24 protein-coding genes are annotated in these 21222 nt (G+C 73.1%); 9 read left to right on the forward strand and 15 right to left on the reverse strand.

The window, feature by feature from the left end:
• Positions 1-654 (reverse strand): hypothetical protein, encoded by a 654-nt coding sequence (locus tag AC3X7R_RS00305; protein WP_489963544.1) that lies wholly within the window; start codon positions 652-654, stop codon positions 1-3.
• Between the two features lie 119 nt (positions 655-773).
• Between AC3X7R_RS00305 and AC3X7R_RS00310 the strand changes: the two genes are divergently transcribed.
• Entirely contained in the window at positions 774-1016 is a 243-nt protein-coding gene (locus tag AC3X7R_RS00310) for a helix-turn-helix domain-containing protein (protein WP_489963545.1), read from the forward strand.
• 30 nt (positions 1017-1046) lie between these two features.
• On the opposite strand, the gene AC3X7R_RS00315 is transcribed toward AC3X7R_RS00310, so the two are convergent.
• The 3 genes from AC3X7R_RS00315 to sigE form a co-directional block, all read right to left on the reverse strand.
• A complete protein-coding gene (locus tag AC3X7R_RS00315; protein ID WP_489963546.1) occupies positions 1047-2150 on the reverse strand; it encodes a S1C family serine protease in 1104 nt (367 codons plus the stop codon).
• Positions 2151-2410: 260 nt separating this feature from the next.
• Positions 2411-2923: an anti-sigma factor family protein gene (locus AC3X7R_RS00320; protein WP_489963547.1), complete on the reverse strand. Its 513-nt coding sequence runs from the start codon at positions 2921-2923 to the stop codon at positions 2411-2413.
• Positions 2920-3561 (reverse strand): RNA polymerase sigma factor SigE, encoded by a 642-nt coding sequence (gene sigE / locus AC3X7R_RS00325; protein WP_489963548.1) that lies wholly within the window; start codon positions 3559-3561, stop codon positions 2920-2922. Before sigE ends, AC3X7R_RS00320 begins: the two co-directional genes overlap by 4 nt.
• A gap of 241 nt (positions 3562-3802) precedes the next feature.
• Between sigE and AC3X7R_RS00330 the strand changes: the two genes are divergently transcribed.
• Positions 3803-4441: an O-methyltransferase gene (locus AC3X7R_RS00330; RefSeq protein WP_489963549.1), complete on the forward strand. Its 639-nt coding sequence runs from the start codon at positions 3803-3805 to the stop codon at positions 4439-4441.
• Between the two features lie 38 nt (positions 4442-4479).
• Here AC3X7R_RS00330 and AC3X7R_RS00335 read toward each other — a convergent pair whose 3' ends face one another.
• From AC3X7R_RS00335 to AC3X7R_RS00345, 3 genes are read right to left on the reverse strand one after another with little or no spacing between them, the layout of a single operon-like run.
• A complete protein-coding gene (locus tag AC3X7R_RS00335) occupies positions 4480-4815 on the reverse strand; it encodes a hypothetical protein (protein ID WP_489963550.1) in 336 nt (111 codons plus the stop codon).
• The gene (locus AC3X7R_RS00340; RefSeq protein WP_489963551.1) at positions 4812-6344 is read right to left on the reverse strand and encodes a leucyl aminopeptidase family protein; all 1533 of its coding nucleotides are present in this window, start codon (positions 6342-6344) and stop codon (positions 4812-4814) included. Before AC3X7R_RS00340 ends, AC3X7R_RS00335 begins: the two co-directional genes overlap by 4 nt.
• Before the next feature lie 2 nt (positions 6345-6346).
• Positions 6347-6514: a DUF3117 domain-containing protein gene (locus AC3X7R_RS00345; protein ID WP_082574674.1), complete on the reverse strand. Its 168-nt coding sequence runs from the start codon at positions 6512-6514 to the stop codon at positions 6347-6349.
• A gap of 137 nt (positions 6515-6651) precedes the next feature.
• On the opposite strand from AC3X7R_RS00345, the gene AC3X7R_RS00350 reads away from it, so the two are divergent.
• Together AC3X7R_RS00350 and AC3X7R_RS00355 are read left to right on the forward strand one after the other, a co-directional pair.
• Positions 6652-7452 carry a PaaX family transcriptional regulator gene (locus AC3X7R_RS00350; protein ID WP_489963552.1) on the forward strand — a complete coding sequence of 267 codons (801 nt, stop codon included), beginning with the start codon at positions 6652-6654 and terminating at the stop codon, positions 7450-7452.
• Positions 7449-8240: an enoyl-CoA hydratase/isomerase family protein gene (locus tag AC3X7R_RS00355; protein ID WP_489963553.1), complete on the forward strand. Its 792-nt coding sequence runs from the start codon at positions 7449-7451 to the stop codon at positions 8238-8240. The genes AC3X7R_RS00350 and AC3X7R_RS00355 overlap by 4 nt, the downstream gene beginning before the upstream one ends.
• 108 nt (positions 8241-8348) lie before the next feature.
• Here AC3X7R_RS00355 and AC3X7R_RS00360 read toward each other — a convergent pair whose 3' ends face one another.
• The 4 genes from AC3X7R_RS00360 to dapE all read right to left on the reverse strand — a co-directional run bounded on the left by AC3X7R_RS00360 (position 8349) and on the right by dapE (position 11031).
• The gene (locus tag AC3X7R_RS00360) at positions 8349-8771 is read right to left on the reverse strand and encodes a hypothetical protein (RefSeq protein ID WP_489963554.1); all 423 of its coding nucleotides are present in this window, start codon (positions 8769-8771) and stop codon (positions 8349-8351) included.
• 50 nt (positions 8772-8821) lie between these two features.
• Complete coding sequence (locus AC3X7R_RS00365; RefSeq protein ID WP_489963555.1) at positions 8822-9130, reverse strand: DivIVA domain-containing protein; 309 nt, start codon at positions 9128-9130, stop codon at positions 8822-8824.
• Between the two features lie 63 nt (positions 9131-9193).
• Positions 9194-9949, reverse strand: a complete 756-nt coding sequence (locus AC3X7R_RS00370) for an LOG family protein (RefSeq protein WP_489963556.1) — start codon at positions 9947-9949, stop codon at positions 9194-9196.
• A gap of 2 nt (positions 9950-9951) precedes the next feature.
• The gene (dapE, locus tag AC3X7R_RS00375; protein WP_489964298.1) at positions 9952-11031 is read right to left on the reverse strand and encodes a succinyl-diaminopimelate desuccinylase; all 1080 of its coding nucleotides are present in this window, start codon (positions 11029-11031) and stop codon (positions 9952-9954) included.
• A 195-nt stretch (positions 11032-11226) separates the two neighbouring features.
• Between dapE and AC3X7R_RS00380 the strand changes: the two genes are divergently transcribed.
• From AC3X7R_RS00380 to AC3X7R_RS00395, 4 genes are read left to right on the forward strand one after another with little or no spacing between them, the layout of a single operon-like run.
• Positions 11227-12153: an ABC transporter ATP-binding protein gene (locus tag AC3X7R_RS00380; protein WP_489963557.1), complete on the forward strand. Its 927-nt coding sequence runs from the start codon at positions 11227-11229 to the stop codon at positions 12151-12153.
• Positions 12150-12893: an ABC transporter permease gene (locus AC3X7R_RS00385; protein WP_489963558.1), complete on the forward strand. Its 744-nt coding sequence runs from the start codon at positions 12150-12152 to the stop codon at positions 12891-12893. The genes AC3X7R_RS00380 and AC3X7R_RS00385 overlap by 4 nt, the downstream gene beginning before the upstream one ends.
• A gap of 21 nt (positions 12894-12914) precedes the next feature.
• Complete coding sequence (locus tag AC3X7R_RS00390) at positions 12915-14171, forward strand: sensor histidine kinase (protein WP_489963559.1); 1257 nt, start codon at positions 12915-12917, stop codon at positions 14169-14171.
• Entirely contained in the window at positions 14168-14803 is a 636-nt protein-coding gene (locus AC3X7R_RS00395) for a response regulator (RefSeq protein WP_489963560.1), read from the forward strand. Before AC3X7R_RS00390 ends, AC3X7R_RS00395 begins: the two co-directional genes overlap by 4 nt.
• 12 nt (positions 14804-14815) lie before the next feature.
• Here AC3X7R_RS00395 and ileS read toward each other — a convergent pair whose 3' ends face one another.
• Positions 14816-18139, reverse strand: a complete 3324-nt coding sequence (gene ileS / locus AC3X7R_RS00400; protein ID WP_489963561.1) for an isoleucine--tRNA ligase — start codon at positions 18137-18139, stop codon at positions 14816-14818.
• Positions 18140-18451: 312 nt separating this feature from the next.
• On the opposite strand from ileS, the gene AC3X7R_RS00405 reads away from it, so the two are divergent.
• Positions 18452-19000 carry a DinB family protein gene (locus AC3X7R_RS00405; RefSeq protein WP_489963562.1) on the forward strand — a complete coding sequence of 183 codons (549 nt, stop codon included), beginning with the start codon at positions 18452-18454 and terminating at the stop codon, positions 18998-19000.
• Positions 19001-19013: 13 nt separating this feature from the next.
• Here the strand turns inward: AC3X7R_RS00405 and AC3X7R_RS00410 are convergent, their stop codons facing one another.
• The 3 genes from AC3X7R_RS00410 to AC3X7R_RS00420 all read right to left on the reverse strand — a co-directional run bounded on the left by AC3X7R_RS00410 (position 19014) and on the right by AC3X7R_RS00420 (position 21195).
• On the reverse strand, positions 19014-20231 hold the full coding sequence (locus tag AC3X7R_RS00410) for a hypothetical protein (protein WP_489963563.1): 1218 nt from the start codon (positions 20229-20231) through the stop codon (positions 19014-19016).
• A 143-nt stretch (positions 20232-20374) separates the two neighbouring features.
• Entirely contained in the window at positions 20375-20803 is a 429-nt protein-coding gene (locus tag AC3X7R_RS00415) for a hypothetical protein (protein ID WP_489963564.1), read from the reverse strand.
• Positions 20797-21195, reverse strand: a complete 399-nt coding sequence (locus AC3X7R_RS00420) for a hypothetical protein (protein WP_489963565.1) — start codon at positions 21193-21195, stop codon at positions 20797-20799. Before AC3X7R_RS00420 ends, AC3X7R_RS00415 begins: the two co-directional genes overlap by 7 nt.
• Between the last annotated feature and the right edge of the window lie 27 nt (positions 21196-21222).

A 21222-nucleotide genomic window follows, 5' to 3' on the forward strand; every position in this document is an offset into this window, starting at 1 on the left:
TCAGCCCCGTCCGACGAGCATCAGGCGGCCCTCGCCGCTGGCGGTCAGCACCCTCGCCAGGTTGACCCCGTCGTCCGGGATGCCCAGGACCAGCTGCCGGTCCGGCCCCGCGACACCCAGGTCGCCCGAGGCCCGCGGTGCCTCGACCACCCGCACCGCCGGGACGGCGAGCTTGGCCTTGGCCCCCTCCCCGGCGCCGGCCGACGGCAGCACCCAGACGTCGACCATCGAACCGGTGGTCACCGCAGGAGGAAGCTGCACGGCGGGCACGGAGACCGAGACGTGCGGCTCCTGCTCCTCCGCGACGCCGAGCACCGTGCGCGGGAGCAGCTCGCCGGCCCCCACCGGCCGGACCAGGTGCCGCTCGTCCGGCAGCTCCTGGGAGGTGGTGAAGTAGCGCTCGGCGTCGGCCGGGTCGGCGAACCGGACGCGCCGGGCGACCAGGTCGCCGGGCTCGACCTCCTCGCCCTCCGCCAGGTCGGAGGCGACGCTCCACATCGCGACCGTCTCGTCGGCCGCCCCGAGCACCCGGGCCCCCACCACCACCGAGACCGCCACCAGCGCGACGCCGACCCACAGGCGCGGGTCCCGCCAGCCGGCACCCGCGGACCGCTGAGCGGGGGGGCTGTCATCACTTGCCGGACTCATGAGCACGAAGAACATCCTGGCGGGTGGCGGGGACCACCTCCCGGATCCGTCCACAGAGAGGGCATCTCTCCACAGGCGGGGGACACCTCCACTGATCGGGCGGGTCCGGGTGGCACCATGGGGCAATGCCCGGCACGCCACGCTTCCTCACCCTGGCCGACGTCGCGGAGGTGCTCAACACCTCCAGCGCCCAGGTCTACGCCCTGGTCCGGCGCGGCGAGCTGCCGGCCATCAAGATCGGCGGCCGCGGCCAGTGGCGGGTCGAGCACGCGCAGCTGGAGGAGTTCATCGAGAAGATGTACGCCGAGACCAAGCAGTTCGTCGACGAGCACCCGTTCGTGGAGGCCGACACCCGCGGTCAGGACTGAGCTGCCCCGGGGGCCCGCCCGCCGGCCCGGTCAGCCGATCTCGGAGTCGAGGACGATCGAGACCTGCTGCTCCTCCCCGTCCCGCAGGACGGTGAACTCGAGGGTCTCCCCGGGCTGGTGGGTGCGGATCATCACGATGAGAGCGATCCCGTCGGTGATCCGGTCACCGTCCACCGCCACCACCACGTCGTCCTCGCGCAGCCCCGCGCTGGCGGCGGGGGTCCCGCTCATCACCTCGTCGATGCGCGCCCCGTAGACCTCCTGGTCGCCCTGGGTCTGCACCGTCGCCCCGATCACGGGATAGCGCGCCTCGCCGGTCCGCAGGATCTGGTCGGCGGTGGTCCGGACCTGCTCGATCGGGATCGCGAAGCCGACGCCGATGCTGCCCGCCTCGCGGAGCAGGCCGCCCGTGGTGGCGATCGCCGAGTTGACGCCGACCACCTGACCGGCGAGGTTGACCAGCGGCCCGCCCGAGTTGCCGGGGTTGATGGCGGCATCGGTCTGGACCGCGTTGATGAACGAGGTGTCGTCGTCGCTCTCGCCGGTGGTCACCGGGCGGTTGAGCGCGCTCACGATGCCGGAGGTCACCGTCTGGCTGAGCCCCAGCGGAGCACCGAAGGCCACCACCGGGTCGCCGACCAGCAAGCTGCTGGCCGAACCCAGGCTGGCAGCCCGCAGTCCCTCGGCGCCCTCCACCGCGAGCACGGCGAGGTCGTAGACCTGGCTCGCCCCGACCACGGTGGCCGAGTAGCTGCGACCCTCCGAGTCGACCACCCTCAACGCCCCGGAGTCGTCGTCGACGCCGGCGACCACGTGCTGGTTGGTGACCACGTGCCCCTCGGTGTCGAGCACGAACCCCGAACCGGTCGCCCCGTTCCCCGCGGCCCCGGCGAGCACCTGCACGGTGCTGGGCAGCAGCTCCCGGGCGACGGCGGAGACCGACTGGTTGCCCTCGGTCAGGGGCGGTGCGGTCCGGGTGTTGGCGGGCTCCAGGCCGGAGCCTCCGAGCTCCAGGGACTCGTAGAGCGCACCGCCCAGCGCGCCGCCCGCCAGGCCGACGAGCAGCGCCAGCACCGTCACGGCCGGCCAGACGAAACCGGGGGTGGAGCCGAGTCGCGCCCGGTGCTGCCCCACGGGGGGACCCGACGGCGCCTGGCCCCCCGGCAGCGCCCCACCGGGAGGAGGACCCCAGGAGCCGGGCTGGGGTGCCGGACCGACCTGGGGTGCCGGACCGACCTGGGGTGCCGGACCAACCTGGGGTGCCGGACCGACCTGGGGTGTCGGGCCGGGCTGGGGTGCCGGACCGGGCTGGGGTGCCGGGGGTGCGGGCAGGACGAGAGGCTGGGTGGGCTCGTCGTCCGGAGCGGGGAGGTCGCTCTCCGGGTGGTCGTGGTTCACGGGAACAGTGTCGCGCGAACGCTGCCCGGACGCATCGGTGAGGGTCGGGTGGACGGCTGGTTGCCCGGCCTGGTGTCGGTCCCGGAGCTGGGGGGCACCAGGCTGGTGACCGGTCCGCGGCGGTCGGTCTGCGGGGTGTTGGCGGGCACCGAGCCGAGCGCGAGGACACCGACGACGGCGACCCCGAGAGCCCCACCGCCCAGGGCGACGAGATGGCGCGGACGCGGCCGGCCGGGGGAACGCACCTCGGCCAGGTGGTGCTGCATGGGCGAGGCACCCTCGGGCGCCATCGCCAACAGGGCGCTGCGCAGGCCCTCCTCCAGGCTGGGGGCGGCGGCGGACGAGCAGTGGCTGAGCTCGGCGAGGCGGGTCTTGACCCAGCCCTCGCGCTCGACCATGTCGCGGCACGGGTGGCAGGCGTGGACGTGCTCCCACGCCCGCTCCTCCTCGGCCGGGCTCAGGTGGCCGTCGAGCAGTGCGCTGACCCGGCTTCCGAGGTGCCCGATCACGCGCCGCTCCTCAGCACGGGCTGCGCCTCCGCCAGGGGCCCGGCGTACCGTTCGCGACCCTCCCCCGGCGCGCGGTGGGCGAGCGCCTTGCGGAGCATGGTGCGGCCGCGGTGGATCCGCGAGCGCACGGTCCCGAGCTTGGCGTCCATGATCTCGGCGATCTCCTCGTAGGAGAGGCCCTCGACGTCGCACAGCACCACGGCGGCCCGGAAGTCGGGGGGCAGGGTGGCCAGCGCGCGCTCGATGTCGTCGTCGAACGTGCGGTCGGCGTACGCCGTCTCCGGCGCCGGCGAGGAGGAGGTGAGGCGACTGGCCCGCTCGTCGGAGAGCGCGTCGAAGCGGATCCGCTGACGCCGTCGGGCCTGGTCGAGGAAGAGGTTGGTGGTGATCCGGTGGAGCCAGCCCTCGAAGGTGCCGGGGGTGTAGGAGTCCAGGGAGCGGAAGACCCGGACGAAGACCTCCTGGGTCAGGTCCTCGGCGTCGTGCCGGTTGGCGGTCAGGCGGTAGGCGAGTCGGAAGACCCGGTCGGAGTGCCGGGCCACGACCTCGTCCCACGTCGGGACCGCGGCGTTGGCGTCCGCGGCGTTGTCCGCGCCCTCGGTGTCCGGGCGGCCGGCCGCCTCGCTGGAGCTCTCCACCGGTGCCTCCTGGGGGCTGGGACGGGACAACGGGGCGAACAGGCGCATGTCTCTCCTGACGCTCGAGGACGACAGTAGGTTCCCGTGCTGAGAGGAACCTGTGAGGATCCCCGGGCATTCCCGCGCGGCGCGGAGCGTCCCACGCGATAGAGTCGCCGCGGGCCCGGGGCTGCGGACCTCCGCACACGGGCACTCGCCCCGCTCCCACCCTGCACCCCAGGAGGTCGCCATCACCGCCGCCATGAAGCCCGCCAGCTGGAACCACGCCGAGGAGTTCGTCGCCGAGGACGACGTGCTCCGTGCGGCCCGGGCACGCGCGGAGGAGGTCGGGGTGACGCCCATCGGCTCCGGTGGGGGTGCGGCGCTGCGCTTCCTGGCCGCCGTCCTCGAGGCCCGCACCGTCGTGGAGATCGGCACCGGCACGGGCGTCTCGGGGCTGTGGATGCTGCGCGGGATGCGGCCCGACGGCGTGCTGACCACCGTCGACATCGAGGCCGAGCACCAGCGCCTCGCCAAGGAGACCTTCTCCGAGGCCGGGATCCCGCCGCAGCGCGCGCGCACCATCAGCGGCGCCGCCCTCGACGTGCTCCCCCGGCTCACCGACGGCCACTACGACCTGGTCTTCTGCGACGGCGACAAGCGCGAGTACTCCGCCTACCTCAAGGAGGCGCTGCGCCTGCTGCGCCCCGGCGGCGTGGTGGCGTTCGACAACGCCCTGTGGCACGACCGGGTGGCCGACCCCTCGCAGCGTGACGAGGAGACCGTGGCGATCCGCGAGCTGGGTCGCCAGGTCGCCGAGCACGAGTCGCTGGTCCCGGTCCTGCTCCCGGTCGGCGACGGGCTGCTGCTGGCCAAGAAGGAGTGGGCGGGCGAGGAGTGACCTGTGGCCGGGTCAGCGCGGCGACCCGGCCGACCTCCTCATCGAGGGGTGGACTCGAAGCCCTCCCAGCCCTCGGCCACCGCGACGATCTCGCAGGGCTCGACCAGCACCGGCGCCGCCCCGACGATCTGCGAGCCGGGCGACTCCGCGGCCCCACGCCGGAAGGCCTCCTCGAACTCGGCCCGGGTGGCGTCGTCGGCGAAGACGTAGCAGCCCTCGAACCACTCGCCCGGTCGCATGCGCCAGGTCTTGAACCTCAGGCCCGCCATCCCGGTGAAGCGGGCGTGCGAGGTCTCGGAGACATAGCGAGCCAGCTCCTCCTCGACCCCCTCCGCCGCACCGGCCAGGGACCACCGGACGGTGAGCCCCCTCACCGGAGGCCCGCCAGCGGGTCTTCCCCGCCCAGCCAGGTCAGCAGCAGACGGGCGCCGAAGCCGCTCGGCCCGGTCGTCCACTCGTAGCGCTCCTCGGGAGCGTCCCCGACCGAGGCGATGTCCAGGTGTGCCCAGGGCACGTCGCCGGCGAAGTGCTGGAGGAAGAGCGCCGCCGTGATGGCGCCGGCACCCCCGGCGGCGTTGTCGGCGTCGGCGATCTTGGAGGCCAGCTTCTCCTCGTAGTCGACGACCAGGGGCATCCGCCACACCCGCTCCCCCGAGCTCTCGCCGGCGGCGGCGATCGCGGTCGCCAGAGCCTCGTGGTTGGCGAAGAAGCCACCGGTCTGCTGGCCGAGCGCGACCTTCATCGCCCCGGTCAGGGTGGCGACGTCGACCAGTACGTCGGGCTTCAGCTCCGAGACCGCGTAGGCCATCGCGTCGGCGAGCACCAGGCGCCCCTCGGCGTCGGTGTTGTTGACCTCCGAGGTGCGCCCACCATGGTGGACGATCACGTCGCCGGGGCGCATCGCCCGGCCGCTGATGGCGTTCTCCGCGGCGGGGACCAGGCCGGTGACCCGGACCGGACAGCCCATGTCGGCGAGCGCGGCCATGGTGGCCAGCACCACGGCGCCCCCGGTCATGTCGCGCTTCATGGTCGACATGCCCTGCGCGGGCTTGATGTCGAGCCCGCCGCTGTCGAAGGTGATGCCCTTGCCGACCAGCACCACGAGCGGCGCGTCGGCCGGCAGGCCGTCCGGCCGGTAGTCGAGCCGGATCATGCGCGGCGGGGTGTCCGAGGCGGCACCGACGGCCAGGATGCCGCCGAAGCCCTCGGCGGCGAGCCGCTCCTCGTCCCAGACCGTGACCTGGAGGCCGGCCGGCTCGGCGATCTCGCGCGCCTGCTCGGCGAGCCAGGCGGGGTTCTTGAGGTTGGACGGCACCGTGGCCAGGGTCCTGGCCCGCCACCCGGCACCACCGAGCGCGAGGGCACGGTCGAGCTCGACCCGACGAGCGTGAGCCTCGGGCACGCCGGCGAGCACGAACTGGCGGACCGGCTGCTCGGCGGGCCCTGCAGAGCGCCAGTGGAAGCCGAAGGAGCCGAGCATGGCTCCGACGACCACCGCCTCGAGCCCGTCGCCGGGCGCGATCGCGGCGAGGGTGGTGGCGACGCTGGCGCGGTCCTTGACCGCACGTGCCAGGGTCGCCCCCGCGCGGCGGAAGTCGGTGGGCGACTGCTGCCCGACACCGACCAGCAGGACCTGGCGCACCTCGCCGTGCGAGACCGGCACGACCGTCACCTCTCCGACACGGCCGGTGGCACGCGCGGAGTCGAGCACGTCGAGCAGGTCGGTGCCGAGGACCTCGGCAGCCTCCTCGGCGCCCGGCCCCAGCTGGACCACCCCGTCCTCGTCGCCGGGCAGGACGGGGAACGCCCAGCACTCGACCCCCCCGATCTCGTGGGGGGCGTGCGCGGAGAGCGCGAACGCAGGCGGCGAGACCTGGATGGGCAGCACTGCGGAAGTGGCCACGATCAGCCGACGACGTCCTTGAGGGCGTCACCGAGGGCTCCGGCCTCCTCAGCGTTGAGCTCCACCACGAGGCGGCCCCCACCTTCGAGCGGCACGCGCATCACGATGCCGCGCCCCTCCTTGGTGACCTCCAGCGGTCCGTCGCCCGTCCTCGGCTTCATGGCCGCCATGAGCGCACCTCTGCTTCCTGTGATCGCGCGGCTTGGGGCCGCAGGGATGCCTTGACCTCCCATTATCCCCCATCCAGGCGGTGACCCGCACCACAGGTCGTCAAGACATCGCATCCGGTGCCTGCGAGACTGCAGAGATGCACGCTCGATCCGCCCTCTTCGACGTCTACGGCGACCTGCTCCCCGCTCGCGACAACCGGGCCACGGTCGCTGGTCTGGTCCGGTTGCTGCGACCGGTTGGCCTGGCGGCGCCGGCGGTGCGGACCGCGATCTCCCGGATGGTCGCCCAGGGCTGGCTCGAACCGGTGGTCCTGGAGCAGGGGCGCGGCTACGCCGCCACCGACCAGGCCGTGCGCCGGCTGGCCAGCGCCGCGCAGCGCATCTACCACCGTCAGCCGCGTCCGTGGGACGGCGACTGGCAGCTGGTGCTCGTCTCCTGCACCGGCACCCGCACCCATCGCGCTCGCCTCCAGCGCGAGCTCGTCTACCTGGGCTACGCCGAGCTCAGGCAGCACACCTGGCTCAGTCCCTACCCCCGCGACGAGCTCCAGGAGGTGCTCGACCGCTGTGAGGCGACCGCCGTCCTCATCCGGGCGACGGCCTTCGTGCCGTCCTCGACACCTCTGGACTGCTGGGACCTGGCGGGGGTGGCCGCGGCGTACGACGCCTGGCTGGCCGACGCGGCCGACTCGGTCCGCCGCCACCTCGCCCAGCACCAGGATCCCGACGAGGGGGCGTTCGCGGCGCGCTTCCACCTCGTCCACGAGTGGCGCAAGTTCCTCTTCACCGACCCGGCACTGCCTGCGGAGCTCCTCCCCGCGGACTGGCCCGGGGACCGCGCGGCGGCCTTCTTCTCCTCCGAGGCCGAGCGCCTCCGCGAGCCAGCGGACCGCTTCGTGGCCAGGGCCCTGGCCCCCGGGGCAGACTGGCAGCCATGAGTGCCCCCGTGCTGCTGGAGGTGCGCGACGGGGTCGCCACCATCACCCTCAACCGTCCCGAGGCGATGAACAGCCTGGACGTGGCCACCAAGGAGCGGCTGCGCGAGGTCGTCGGGTCGGTGGCCGAGGACACCGAGGTCCGCGCGGTGGTGCTCACCGGCACCGGGCGCGCCTTCTGCGTCGGCCAGGACCTCAAGGAGCATGTGGCCCTCCTGCGCAGCGACGACCGCGAGTCCCTCTTCCGGACCGTGGAGGAGCACTACAACCCCATCGTCACCGCCCTGGCGACGATGCCCAAGCCGGTGCTGTGCGCGGTCAACGGTGTCGCCGCGGGCGCCGGGGTCTCCCTGGCCCTCGCCTGCGACCTGCGGATCCTCTCCGACGCCGCCGGCTTCAACTTCGCCTTCTCCGGGATCGCGCTCTCGTGCGACACGGGGGCGAGCTGGACGCTTCCGCGCCTGCTGGGCCGCGAGAAGGCCCTGGAGCTCCTCTATCTCCCCTCCACCGTCCCGGCGGACGAGGCCGCCCGGCTGGGGCTGGCGGGGCGGGTGGTCGCGCCCGAGGAGCTGATGCCGACCACCCTCGACCTGGCGGCCCGACTGGCGGCGGGTCCCACGGTGGCGCTGGGAGCGATCCGCCGCTCCGTGGCCTACGCGGCCGAGCACTCCTTCGCCGACTCGCTGGCCTTCGAGGCCCGGATGATGACGCTCACCGGGCGCACCGAGGACCACGGTGCCGCGGTCGACTCGTTCCTGGCCAAGGAGCGGCCGACCTTCCACGGGCGGTGACGGGACGGCCGGACGCCCGGACCGGCGGCTGCGGGTCCGGGCGCGAGGCCGGGCGAGACGAGCCCGACCACGAAGGCCACCGTCAGGCGGCCACGAGGACGGACGCGGCTACGCCGCCGTGAGGTAGAAGAACGTGAACGTGCAGACGCCGACCAGCAGCCCGAAGTGGGCGAGCACGGAGAGGCCGGGGCCTTCGCTCCACGTGTCCTCCTCGACGTTGGTCGCGTGGCGACCGCGGGACGGCAGCCACCGGAGCAGCAGGGCGAGCCCGGCCAGGGTGGCCACCCAGTAGAGGGCGAGGGCGATGATCCCGGCGAGGTCCCCACCGAGGAACGAGTCGTCCGAGGAGACGAGCCACGCGACCCAGAGGATGAACGCGGGCAGGCCCACGAACGTGTGCACATTGAGGGCCGGCTTGTTCACCTTCATGGGCCCCTCGCTCTCGTCCTTGCCCAGGCGGACCCGGGTGAGGAGGAGGACCACGAGGCTCAGGCCGGTGAGGACCCAGACGATGATTTCTTTGCTCTCCACGCAGGGAAGTGTGCCGTAGAGATGTGGTCACCGCCACGTAATCGCCCGATTCAGGTCCTGGCGCTGTCCGGGGTCTGTGCGGCGGGCCCCTCTGAGGTGTCGTCGTGGGAGGGCGACGGAGCGCTCTCCGAGGCCGTGAGCTGGTCGGCGAGGCGGTCGAGCAGCGCGTCCACCTCGCTCATCCGGTAGCCCCGCAGCGCCAGCGGGAACCGGACCCGCCGCAGGTCTTCGCCGTCGAGGCGGCCCTCGGGGAGGACCACCCGGACCCGGTCCCGTTCCGGCTCCTCCCAGGTCCCGGAGCGCCCCGCCGCCACGGCGGCGACGCCGCCGAGCACGAGCACCGCCAGGATGGTCACCATCCACATCATCTTCGGCTCCTGCCTGTCACGTCGACTCCCTACCCGGTCCGATCATGCCCTGCCTCACTCCTCCCGGTGCGGGTCCGGCGTGGGGTACCGGCCCTCCCGGGCGGCCACCATCAGGGCGACTGCCTCGTCGACGTCGTCGGTGACGCGCAGCATGTCGAGGTCCTCGGCCGAGATCTTGCCCTCCGCCAGGACCGTCTCGCGGAGCCAGGAGAGCAGTCCCGACCAGTAGTCGACCCCCATCAGCACCACCGGGAAGGAGGTCACCTTGCGCGTCTGCACCAGGGTGAGCGCCTCGAAGAGCTCGTCGAAGGTGCCGAGCCCCCCCGGCAGCACCACGAAGCCCTGGGAGTACTTCACGAACATCATCTTGCGGGCGAAGAAGTAGCGGAAGTTGATGCCCATGTCGACCCACTGGTTGAGACCGGCCTCGAAGGGCAGCTCGATCCCCAGGCCGACGCTCACCCCGCCGGCCTCGCTGGCCCCCTTGTTGGCCGCCTCCATCGCGCCGGGTCCCCCGCCGGTGATCACCGAGAAGCCCTCCCCCACCAGAGCGCGGCCCACCTGCTCGGCGAGGCCGTAGAACCGGTGGTCGGGGGCGGTCCGGGCGGACCCGAAGACCGCGATCGCCGGGCCCAGCTCGGCGAGCGCGTTGAACCCCTCGACGAACTCCGCCTGGATCTTCAGCACCCGCCACGGATCGGTGTGCACCCAGTCCGAGGGCCCCCGGGAGTCCAGGAGCCGCTGGTCGGTGGTGACCGTCTCGACCTGCTGACGGCGCATCCGCACCGGTCCCTTGAACTGGTCCTTCATCGTCATCCCTCCAGCCATGCCCGGAGCCGGCGCTCACAGGTGAGGATGTCCTCGACCGGCACCTGCTCGTCCTGCCGGTGCGCGAAGAGCGGGTCGCCCGGGCCGTAGTTGACCGCGGGCACGCCGAGACGGGAGAAGAGCGCCACGTCGGTCCAGCCGAACTTGGGGGCCACCTCACCCCCCACCGCCTCCACGAAGGCCCGGGCCGCGGGCCTGCTGAGCCCGGGGAGCGCGCCGGGGGCGGAGTCGGTGAGGGTGAGCTCGAAGCCGTCGAAGAAGTCGGTGACGAAGGCGAGCGCCTCGGCCTCGCTGCGGTCGGGGGCGAAGCGGAAGTTGACCTCGACGACGCACTCGTCGGGGACGACGTTGCCGGCGACGCCGCCCCGGATGCGCACGGCGTTGAGCCCCTCGTGATACGTCAGCCCGTCGATCTCGGGGGTCCGCGCCTCGTAGTGCCGCAGCCGGTCCAGCACCTCGCCGGCCGCGTGGATCGCGTTGACGCCCCGCCAGCTGCGGGCGGAGTGCGCCCGCGCCCCGCTGGTGCGGACCTCGACGCGCAACGTGCCTTGGCAGCCCGCCTCGACGGCGGCGTTCGACGGCTCCATCAGGATGGCGAAGTCGGCGGCCAGCAGGTCGGGGTCGCTCTCGGAGAGCTTGCGCAGCCCGTTGTGGACCGCCTCGACCTCCTCGGCCTCGTAGAGCACCAGGGTCAGGTCGCGGTTGGGCTCGGGGACGGTCGCGGCGATCCGCAGGATGACGGCGTCCCCGCCCTTCATGTCGCAGGTGCCCAGGCCGTGCAGCACGCCGCCCTCGCGGCGGGCCGGCAGGTTGTCGTTGACCGGGACGGTGTCGAGGTGGCCGGCGATGACCACCCGCTCGGACCGCCCCAGGTGGGTGCGCGCGACCACCGTGTGACCCCGGCGGACCACCTCCAGGTGGGGCAGGGCCAGCAGCGCCTGCTCGACGGCGTCCGCGATCTCGGCCTCGTGGTGGCTCACCGACTCGATGTCGACCAGCTGTTCCGTCAGCGCGACGGCGTCGAGGCTCAGGTCGAGGGCGGGGGCTGCGGTGGGCTCGGGCATGACGCTCATCCAACCATCCGGGCGGGGGTGACGCCCGGAGCCGTCCGCAGTCGGTCGTCCGCGTGACGGCGGCGACCCGGTCCTCCCCCAGGTCATCTGAGCAGCGTCAGCTGAGCAGCGTCATCCGATCGGTTGACCCGAGGTCCAGCCCGTCGGGCGATCCGCGCCGGCGCTCCGGGACACCACGCTGGGGGCATGGACCAGGACGAGAACGTGGCAGTGCGGGTCACCGACCTGCGCAAGGCCTACGGCGACAGGATCGCGGTGGACGGCATCAGCCTCGAGGTCGCGCGCGGGGAGGTCCTCGGCATCCTCGGCCCCAACGGGGCGGGCAAGACCACCACGGTGGAGTGTGTCGCGGGGCTGCGCACCGGCGACGCGGGCAGCGTCCGGGTGCTGGGGCTCGACCCCTGGACCGACCGCGAGGCGGTGACCCGGCTGGTCGGCGTCCAGCTCCAGGAGAGCCGGCTCCAGGACAAGATCACGGTCCGCGAGGCGCTGGAGCTCTGGTCGGCGTTCCACGACGACCCGGTGCCCTGGCCGGAGCTGGTCGAGCGGCTGGGGCTCGCCGACCACGTCGACGTCCGCTTCGCCACGCTCAGCGGTGGCCAGCAGCAGCGGCTCTCCCTGGCCCTGGCGCTGGTCGGCCGGCCCCGGGTGGCGATCCTCGACGAGCTGACCACCGGCCTGGACCCGCGGGCCCGCCAGGACGTGTGGCAGCTGGTGCGCGAGCTGCGCGACACCGGGGTGACCGTGCTGCTGGTGACCCACCTGATGGAGGAGGCACAGGCGCTCTGCGACCGGGTCGCGATCATCGCCGACGGCCGGATCCGTGCCCTGGACACCCCCGACGGGCTGATCCAGGGGGCGGCCCGCGCCACGGTGACCTCCTTCGCGCCCGGCGCAGCGCTCGACCTGACCACCCTGACCGGGCTGGACGGCGTCTCGACCGCCCGCGCCGAGGCCGGCCGGGTCGTCGTCGAGGGCACCGAGGGCGCGGCGGTCGCCGTCCTGGCGTGGCTCGCCGACCAGGGCGTCGTCCCGCACCGCCTACGGGTGGTCGACGGCACCCTCGACACCGCCTACCTCGACCTGACCGACGCACCCCAGGAGATGGCATGAGCACCCCCACCGGCGCCGTGCTGCGCACCGAGGCCCGGCTCTTCGCCCGGGAGCCCGGCTCCCTCTTCTGGATCGTGCTCTTCCCCGCGCTCCTGCTCTGCATCCTGGGAGCGGTGCCGGCCCTCCGCGACCCCGACCCCGGCCTCGGCGGGCTGCGCGGCATCGACGTCTACGTCCCGGTCGCGGTGCTGCTGTCGCTGGTGGCGGCGGCGCTGATCTCGATGCCCCCGGTGCTGCTGGGCTACCGGGAGCGCGGGATCCTGCGCCGGCTGGGCACCACCCCGGTGCGCCCCGGCTCCGTGCTCCTCGCCCAGGCGGCGCTGCACGCGGCGGCCGTCCTCGTGTCGGTGGTGCTCGTCCTGGCCGTGGGTCGGCTGCTCTTCGACGTCACCCTTCCCGGGTCGGCCGCCGGCTACGTCGTCGCGCTGACCCTGGCGGTCACGGCCTCGTTCGCCCTGGGCGCGGCGGTCGTCGCCGTCGGCCCCGACGTCCGGACCGGCACCGCGATCGGGATGGCGGCCTTCTTCCCCTCGATGTTCACCGCCGGGGTGTACTACCCGGTGCAGGCGATGGGCGGGGTCCTCCGCGACGTCGTCGTGCTGACCCCGATGGGGGCGGCCGCGGAGGCGCTGCACGACGCGACGCAGGGCGGGTTCCCGGACCCGGCCGACCTGGCGGTGGTCGGGGGCTGGTCCGTCCTCCTCGCCCTGCTCGCGGTGCGTGCGTTCCGGTGGGAGTGACGCGATGACAGGCTGTGCCCCGTGAGCAGCCAGTCGACCGCCTCCCGTCCGGGAATCACCGTCGACCTCGAGAACGCGCGCTGGGCACGGCTGCTGCCGTTCGGCCTGCTGGCCCTGGCCACCCTCGCGGCGGTCGTCTCCAACCCCCTCTTCGAGGACGAGGCGAAGGACCTGCGCGTGATCCTGGCGCTGGCCGTGCTCACGGCGGCCTGGATGGCGCTGTGGACCTTCGTCCTGCCCTCGACCCGGCGTCGCCGCCAGGTGATGTACGTCGGCCGGACGGCGTGCGCCTTCGCGCTCACCTGGCTCAACCCCTTCTTCGGGATCTTCGCCTTCGTCGGCTTCCTCGACGTCTTCGACATCTTCGAGGGCCGCTGGGCCTACCCCGGCGCCCTGGTGGTCGCGGTCACCCAGGCGGGCTCCCAGTCCGGCGGACTGCCCCCGGACGGCGGGGTGCACTGGGTCGTCTTCCTCGCGCTGCTGGTGCTCAACTTCGGGATGGCGACCTTCTTCAGCCTGCTCACCCTCAGGATGGAGGAGGAGAACGTCGCGCGGGGCGTGACGATCGAGGAGCTGGCCAGGCTCAACGCCGAGCTCGAGCGGGCCGCCGCCGAGAACGCGGCCCTGCACGAGCGGGTGGTCGCACAGGCGCGGGAGGCCGGGGTCCGCGAGGAGCGGCAGCGGCTGGCCCAGGAGATCCACGACACCATCGCCCAGGGCCTCGCGGGGGTCGTCGCCCAGCTGCAGGCGAGCCACGAGGAGGTCGACCTCAGGCGTCGTCGCGACCGGGTGGAGCGGGCCACCGCGCTCGCGCGCTCGGCCCTCGCGGAGGCCCGCCGCTCGGTGCACGCCCTCGACCCCCTTCCCCTCGACCGGGCGACGCTGCCCCAGGCCCTGGCCGCCGTGCTCGACGGCTGGTCCCGCGAGCACCCCGCCAAGACGGACCTGCACGTGACCGGGGAGGCGCGTCCCCTGCACCCCGAGGTGGAGGCGACGCTGGTGCGGATCACCCAGGAGGCGCTCGCCAACGTCGCGCGGCACGCCCGCGCCGACCGCGTCGCCCTCACCCTGAGCTACCTGGACGACGACGTGATCGTGGACGTGCGCGACGACGGCGCCGGGTTCGACCCTGCGGCGGGCGCCGGCCCGGGGTTCGGCCTGCGGGGCATGCGGCAGCGCGCCGAGCGGCTCGCCGGCGTGCTCGACGTCGAGTCCGCGCCGGGCCGGGGCACGGCGGTCTCGGTCCGGCTGCCCGCCCTCGAACGGAGTGCGCCGTGACGGACGGGACCATCCGCATCCTCGTCGTCGACGACCACCCCGTGGTCCGCGACGGCATCGGCAGCCTGCTGGCCGCCGTCGACGGCTTCGAGGTGGTCGGCGACGCCGACAGCGGACCGGCCGCGGTCCGGCAGGCGAGCGCCCTGGACCCCGACGTGGTGGTGATGGACCTCCGGATGCCCGGCGGGGGCGGGGTCGAGGCCGTGCGTGAGCTGCGGCGGCTCGGGCAGCGGGCCGCGGTGCTGGTGCTCACCACCTACGACACCGACTCCGACACGGTGGCCGCGATCGAGGCCGGCGCCAGCGGCTACCTGCTCAAGGACTCCCCCACCGAGACCCTGGTCGCCGGGGTGCGCGCCACGGCGGCCGGCGAGACGGTGCTCTCCCCCACCGTGATGGCGCGGCTGGCCTCGCACGTCCGGGCACCGGCGCGCACCGGCGCCCTGACCACGCGCGAGCGCGAGGTCCTGGTGCTGGTCGCCCGCGGCCGCTCCAACCGGCTGATCGCCGAGGAGCTCTTCGTCAGCGAGGCCACCGTGAAGACCCACCTGGTGCGGATCTACGAGAAGCTCGGCGTGACCGACCGCGCCGCGGCCGTCGCCGCGGGCTACCAGCAGGGCATCCTGGGCTGAGGCTGGGCCGGCTCAGGCCTCCGCGACCGTCACCCCGACCGCGACCTCCTCGGCGGGCTCGCCGTAGCGGACGTCGACGGCGAGGGTCTCGGCGGCGAGCAGCTCCTGGTGCGTCCGGGCGGCGTCCAGCACCGCCTGCGGCCCCGAGACGGTGAGCGTGATCCGGTCCGAGACCTCCAGGCCGGCGTCGCGCCGCGCCTGCTGGACCGACCGGACCAGGTCGCGGGCCAGCCCCTCCGCCTCCAGCTCGGGGGTCACCCGGGTGTCGAGGACCACGAAGCCGCCGCGCGGCAGCATCCCGGTGGCGCTGGTCCCGTCGTTCGACGCCGCCACCGTCTCCAGGGTGTACTCGCCCTCGACCAGGGCCAGCCCGCCGGCGGTCACGGTGCCGTCCTCGGCCACCGACCAGTCACCGGACTTGGCGCCCCTGATGGCGGCCTGCACGTCCTTGCCGAGTCGCGGCCCCGCGGCGCGGGCGTTGACAGCCAGCCGCTGCTCCACGCCGTAGGACGCCGCCTCCGGGTCGCCCGCGTCGAGCAGTCGCACCGACTTGAGGTTGAGCTCGTCGGCGACCAGCGACTCGAAGCCGGCCAGCGCCTCGGCGTCCGGCACCACCACGGTGAGGCCGGCCAGCGGCAGCCGGTTGCGCAGGCCCGCGGCCTTGCGCAGGGCCGAGCCCGCCGAGCAGACGTCGCGGACGGTGTCCATGGCCGCGACCAGCGCGTCGTCGGCGGGCAGCTCCTCGACGTCGGGCCAGTCGGTCAGGTGCACCGAGCGGCCACCGGTCAGGCCGCGCCAGACCTCCTCGGTGGTCAGCGGCAGCAGCGGGGCGGTGACCCGGCAGAGCACCTCCAGCACCGTGTGCAGGGTGTCGAAGGCGGCCTGCCCGGAGGCGTCGAGCGTGCCGCCCACGGCCCAGAAGCGCTCGCGGGAACGGCGGATGTACCAGTTGGTCAGCACGTCGAGGAAGCCGCGCGTGGTCTCGCAGGCGTCCGCGATGGCGTAGGCGTCCAGCTGCTCGGTCATCGCGGCCACGAACTGCCGGGTCTTGGCCAGCAGGTAGCGGTCCAGCGGGTCGGTCGAGGCGGTCGACCAGGCGGCGTCGTAGCCACCGGGGCGGGCGGCGTTGGCGTAGAGCTGGAAGAAGTACCAGCTGTTCCACAGCGGGATCATCACCTGGCGGACGCCGTCGCGGATCCCCTGCTCGGTGACCACCAGGTTGCCGCCGCGCAGGATCGGGCTCGCCATCAGGAACCAGCGCATCGCGTCGGCCCCGTCGCGGTCGAAGACCTCGCGCACGTCGGGGTAGTTGCGCAGCGACTTGCTCATCTTGTTGCCGTCGGAGCCCAGCACGATGCCGTGGCTGATGCAGGAGGAGAAGGCGGGCTTGTCGAAGATCGCCGTCGCCAGCACGTGCAACGTGTAGAACCAGCCGCGGGTCTGCCCGATGTACTCCACGATGAAGTCACCGGGGAAGTGGCCCTTCTTCTCCGCGGTGCCGTCGAACCACTCGGCGTTCTCGAACGGGTAGTGGTTCTGGGCGAACGACATCGAGCCGGAGTCGAACCACACGTCGAGCACGTCGGTGACCCGGCGCATCATCGACTGCCCCTCCTCGGGGGTGCGCGGGTCGTCCGGGTTGGGCCGCACCAGGTCGTCGACGTAGGGGCGGTGCAGGTTGGGCTCGCCGTCCGCGCCGCGCGGCAGCCGGCCGAAGTCGCGCTCGATCTCCTCGAAGGAGCCGTAGACGTCGATCCGCGGGTAGGCCTCGTCGTCGCTCTTCCACACCGGGACGGGGCTGCCCCAGAACCGGTTGCGGGTGATCGACCAGTCGCGGGCGTTCTCCAGCCACTTGCCGAACTGGCCGTCCTTGATGTGCTCGGGCACCCAGCGGATCTGCTGGTTGAGCTCGACCATCCGGTCCTTGAACGCCGTCACCTCGACGAACCAGGAGGAGACGCCCTTGTAGATCAGCGGCTCCCGGCAGCGCCAGCAGTGGGGGTAGGAGTGGTCGTAGGACTCGCGGCGCAGCAGCACCGTGCCCGGCGTGACCGAGCCGGACTCGCCCTGGCCCCGGGTGGCGGCCTTGAGGTGGTCGATGATCTGGAGGTTGGCGTCGAAGACCTGGATCCCGGCGTAGTCGGTGACCGGGTGGGTGAAGCGACCGTCCTTGCCGACCGGCATCACCGCCTCGATCCCCTCGCGGTCGGTGACGACCTTGTCGTCCTCACCGAAGGCGCCGGCGGTGTGCACCAGCCCGGTGCCGTCGGTGGTGGTGACGAACTCGGCGGTGACCAGGCGGAAGGCGTTCTCGTGGCCCAGGTAGTAGGAGAACGGCGGGGTGTAGGTGCGACCGACCAGGTCGGCGCCGCGGTAGCGGCCGACGACGACCGGCTCGTCGGCGTCGGGGAAGAGCTCGCGCTGGTAGGAGGCCAGCCGCGGCTCGGCGATCAGGTAGCGGGCGGTGCGGTCGGTCCCTGGGACGGGCCCCTCCACGACGACGTAGTCGATCTCCTCCCCCACCATCACCGCGAGGTTGGAGGGCAGGGTCCACGGCGTGGTGGTCCAGACCAGGGCGAGCACGCCCTCCAGCGGGTCCTCGGCGTCCGCCGGGAGCTCGGGGTCACGCTCGAGGCGGTAGCCGACGGTGACGGCGGGGTCCTGCCGGTTCTGGTAGACGTCGTCGTCCATCCGCAGCTCGTGGTTGGAGAGCGGGGTCTCGTCGTTCCAGCAGTAGGGCAGCACCCGGAAGCCCTCGTAGACCAGCCCCTTGTCGTGCAGCTGCTTGAAGGCCCAGATCACCGACTCCATGTAGTCGGGGTTGAGCGTCTTGTAGTCGTGGTCGAAGTCGACCCAGCGGGCCTGGCGGGTGACGTAGTCGCGCCACTCGTCGGTGTAGCGGAGCACTGAGGCGCGGGCGGCGTCGTTGAACTTCTCGACGCCCATCTCGTGGATCTCGTCGGTGGTCTTCAGGCCGAGCTGGCGCATCGCCTCGAGCTCGGCGGGCAGCCCGTGGGTGTCCCAGCCGAAGCGGCGCTCGACGTGCTTGCCGCGCATCGTCTGGTAGCGCGGCACGATGTCCTTGACGTAGCCGGTGAGCAGGTGGCCGTAGTGCGGGAGCCCGTTGGCGAAGGGCGGCCCGTCGTAGAAGACGAACTCGTTCGCGCCGTCGGCCCCGGGGTCGCGCTGCTCGACGCTGGCGCGGAAGGTGTCGTCAGCCGCCCAATGTGCGAGCACGGCCTCCTCGATCGCCGGGAAGGACGGGTTGCTCGGCACCCGGGAGACGCCGGTGACGGCCTCGGTGGTGGTGAGGTGGGAGACCTTCGGATAGGTCATCGGGGCTGCTCCTGCGATCGTCGTGCGCGGCTGCTCTTCCTTGCCGCGAGGACGACGCCCCGCCGACCTGGCGGCGGGAGCCGCGGTACCACCTCGCTTGCCCCGGACCTCCGGGACCGCTTCGTTCGCGGGCTGTGACGGGCCCACCCGTCCGGTTCTAGTGGGGAGCTCCCCGGAGTGGGAGTCCTGTTCTTCCGGAAGGCTCGCCGCTGATGACGGCTCGAACGCCTGGAGCGATTCTACGGGGGGACACGGCCGCTCGTCACCCGGGTTCTGCGTGGGTGCGGGCGGAGCATCTGGTGGAATGTCTCCATGACCGAGCGCAAGGCACCCGACATGTGGGTCGACCCTGAGTACGACCCCCGTGTTGCCGACGTGCCCGCCGTGGGTGAGAAGGCGATCCTCCTGGAGTACCTGGACCGCTACCGGACCACCCTCGACCTCAAGTGCGACGGCCTGGACGCCGAGCAGCTCGCCCGCCGCTCCGTCCCTCCGTCGACGCTCTCCCTGCTCGGGCTGGTGCGTCACCTGGCGAAGGTGGAGCACCACTGGAACCGGCGGGTCCTCGAGGGCGACTGGGCGCTGCCCCGCCTCTTCGACACCGACACGGTCCCCGACAACGACTTCGACGGCGCCCGGGCCGACGACGACCTGGTGATCGAGGCGTGGGAGCTGTGGTTCCGCGAGCTCACCCACTCCCGCAAGATCTTCGTCGAGCTCGACCTGGACTCCCACGTCCTGGTGCAGGGCACGCCGATCGAGGTGCGCGACGTCGTCGTCCACCTGCTCGAGGAGTACGCCCGCCACGCGGGCCACGCCGACCTGCTCCGCGAGGCGATCGACGGGCGCAAGGGGCAGTAGCCGCCCCGCCCGCTCAGCGGCCGACCCGCTTCGCGGTAAAGCCGACGCTGGCGGTGCAGGGGCCGGCCGTGCCGTAGTGGAACTGGCCGCGGGTCGCCTTCGAGCCCTTGACCAGCATCCGGAGGGAGACACTCCACTTGCTCCCGGCGGCCTGGCCCGAGGCGGAGGCGTCCACGATGCCGTTGCGCGGGACCTTCACCTTCTTCGGGAAGTCGTAGGTGTTCTGGGTGTACTGCGGGATGCTCCCGTAGCCGCCGCACCGGGTCTGCATGGTGCCGGTCCATCCGACGACGCGCCCGTTGCGGATGCTGAAGCCGACCCGGCCGTCGGAGCTGCGGTAGCGCCCCGCCTTCGGCCTCGGCGGGGGTGCCACGGCCTTGACCCTGATCCTCCGGGTGGCGTCCACGCCGGGTCCTCGTGCGGTCAGCGTCAACGGGCCGACCTTCTTGCCACCCTTCAGCCTGACCTTGAGGCGGACCGTCGTCTCCGACCCGTCGCCCACTCCTTCGACGGCGACCTTGCGGACCTCGATCCCCTTGCCCGACCCGCCGACCTCGAACGGAAGGGTCCCGATCGAGCCCGTGTTGCGCAGCCCCACCTCGACCGTCGTCCACGCCCCCCGGACGAGCCTCAGCCGCCGCTGCTTCTCGCCCAGCAGCTCGACCTCGCCGAGCTCGACCGCGGGGGCCTCGAAGCTGTCGACCAGGTCGCCGGACATGCCGTCGTAGACCGTCGCCCCGTCCAGGGACCCGAGCAGGACGACCACGCACTCCCATGGCCGGTCGGGGGTGCCGTTCCAGGAGTCGGGCGTGTAGCCGGTGAAGAGATAGCTGCTGCCCTGCCGGCCCGATGTGTGCTTGCGCTGGAGGTGCCCGCTGGGCTCGCACCCCCCGCCCGCCCCACGGTGGCCGAAGGCCACAAAGAGGCGCGCGTCGTCGTCGTCCACGGTCGCCGGGGGGCCGGCGAGTCGCACAGCGACCTCGGGGAAGTACGTCGGGTCCCCGGCCTGCATGCCGAAGACCTCGGTCCGCACGGTCGCCTCGACCAGCTGTCGGCCGGCCGGTGTGCCCGCGAGCGGCAGCCCCGCCCCGTGGGTCGTCAGCGTCGCGGTCTGGAGCTTGAGCACCGCACCGTCCCCGGACCCGCCGGCCCCCGGTCCGGCGGCTGCCGCACCGCCTGTTCCGGCGGTGAACCCGGCCGACGCGGCCAGGAGCAGGATCAGGAGGGTCACCCCCGCCCGACCTCCGCGTGCAGGTGCGTGCGTGCGCTCTCCCCCAAGTGACATGGCGCACATCTTGACCCGAAGGCTCGCGGGATGCAACGGCGGCACAGGGCGCCTGGGCGGAACTGACATGGGCGGAAGGTTCGCCCGCGTCAGTGCCCGGGGCGCGTCTCCGGCTCCACGTGCTTGAGCCAGGCCAGCCCCACGAACGGCAGCACGAGCGGGACGAAGCCGTAGCCCTGCCCGAAGTGGGACCAGACCGTCTCGTCGGCGAAGAGGCCGGGATCCAGGAACGTCCACAGGCCTACGCCCAGCACCCCGACCAGCTCGAAGAGGCAGGCGGCGAGCGCCACCCGGAACGCCGGGCGCCCCGGGCGGCGGAACGCCAGGGTGGCGACCAGGTAGACCACCGCGGCCACCGCGGAGAGCAGGTAGGCGGCGGGAGCCTCGTCCAGCTTGGTCACGATCTGGGCGAACGACCGGGCGCCGGCGGCCACCGCGAAGACGGCGTACGCCGCGATCAGCACCTGGCCCACCGCGCGGCGGCGGGCGGGCAGCTGCCGCCCGGCCGGGGTCACCACGTCAGCTGCAACCGGATGACGAGGACCACCATCGCGGCCGCGGTCACCGCCACCACGCCGAGGTGCGGCAGCTCCGGCTCCGCCGGCTCCTCGCCCTTCCCACCCTCCAGCTCGCCCTCCGCCTCGTCGACGAGCGGCCGGCGGTTCAGCAGGATGACCGGGAGGCCCACGGCGGCGACCGCGTAGCCGATGTGGGTCACTGGGGACGCCACCTCGTGACCCTGCAGCAGGGTGATCACGTCGAGCAGCACCACGACGGCCGTCGCGCCGTGCGCGGCGACCATGAAGCGCCGCACGATCGGGTCGAGCCCGGGGAGCCGGAGGGCGACGAGGGCGAGGACGGCGACCAGGCCGAGGAAGCCGGCGACGGCGTAGGACAAGGCAGGAGACACGTGCCCGAGGGTATCGAGCGCCCCCGT

Source organism: Nocardioides sp. Z22_16 (assembly GCF_058134365.1).

Coding starts and splice junctions, on each gene's coding strand:
- AC3X7R_RS00310 (WP_489963545.1), top strand. CDS start 774: ATGCCCGGCACGCCACGCTTCCTCACCCTGGCCGACGTCGCGGAGGTG.
- AC3X7R_RS00330 (WP_489963549.1), top strand. CDS start 3,803: ATGAAGCCCGCCAGCTGGAACCACGCCGAGGAGTTCGTCGCCGAGGAC.
- AC3X7R_RS00345 (WP_082574674.1), bottom strand. CDS start 6,514: ATGGCGGCCATGAAGCCGAGGACGGGCGACGGACCGCTGGAGGTCACC.
- AC3X7R_RS00350 (WP_489963552.1), top strand. CDS start 6,652: ATGCACGCTCGATCCGCCCTCTTCGACGTCTACGGCGACCTGCTCCCC.
- AC3X7R_RS00355 (WP_489963553.1), top strand. CDS start 7,449: ATGAGTGCCCCCGTGCTGCTGGAGGTGCGCGACGGGGTCGCCACCATC.
- AC3X7R_RS00365 (WP_489963555.1), bottom strand. CDS start 9,130: ATGGTGACCATCCTGGCGGTGCTCGTGCTCGGCGGCGTCGCCGCCGTG.
- AC3X7R_RS00370 (WP_489963556.1), bottom strand. CDS start 9,949: ATGAAGGACCAGTTCAAGGGACCGGTGCGGATGCGCCGTCAGCAGGTC.
- dapE (WP_489964298.1), bottom strand. CDS start 11,031: ATGCCCGAGCCCACCGCAGCCCCCGCCCTCGACCTGAGCCTCGACGCC.
- AC3X7R_RS00380 (WP_489963557.1), top strand. CDS start 11,227: ATGGACCAGGACGAGAACGTGGCAGTGCGGGTCACCGACCTGCGCAAG.
- AC3X7R_RS00385 (WP_489963558.1), top strand. CDS start 12,150: ATGAGCACCCCCACCGGCGCCGTGCTGCGCACCGAGGCCCGGCTCTTC.
- ileS (WP_489963561.1), bottom strand. CDS start 18,139: ATGACCTATCCGAAGGTCTCCCACCTCACCACCACCGAGGCCGTCACC.
- AC3X7R_RS00405 (WP_489963562.1), top strand. CDS start 18,452: ATGACCGAGCGCAAGGCACCCGACATGTGGGTCGACCCTGAGTACGAC.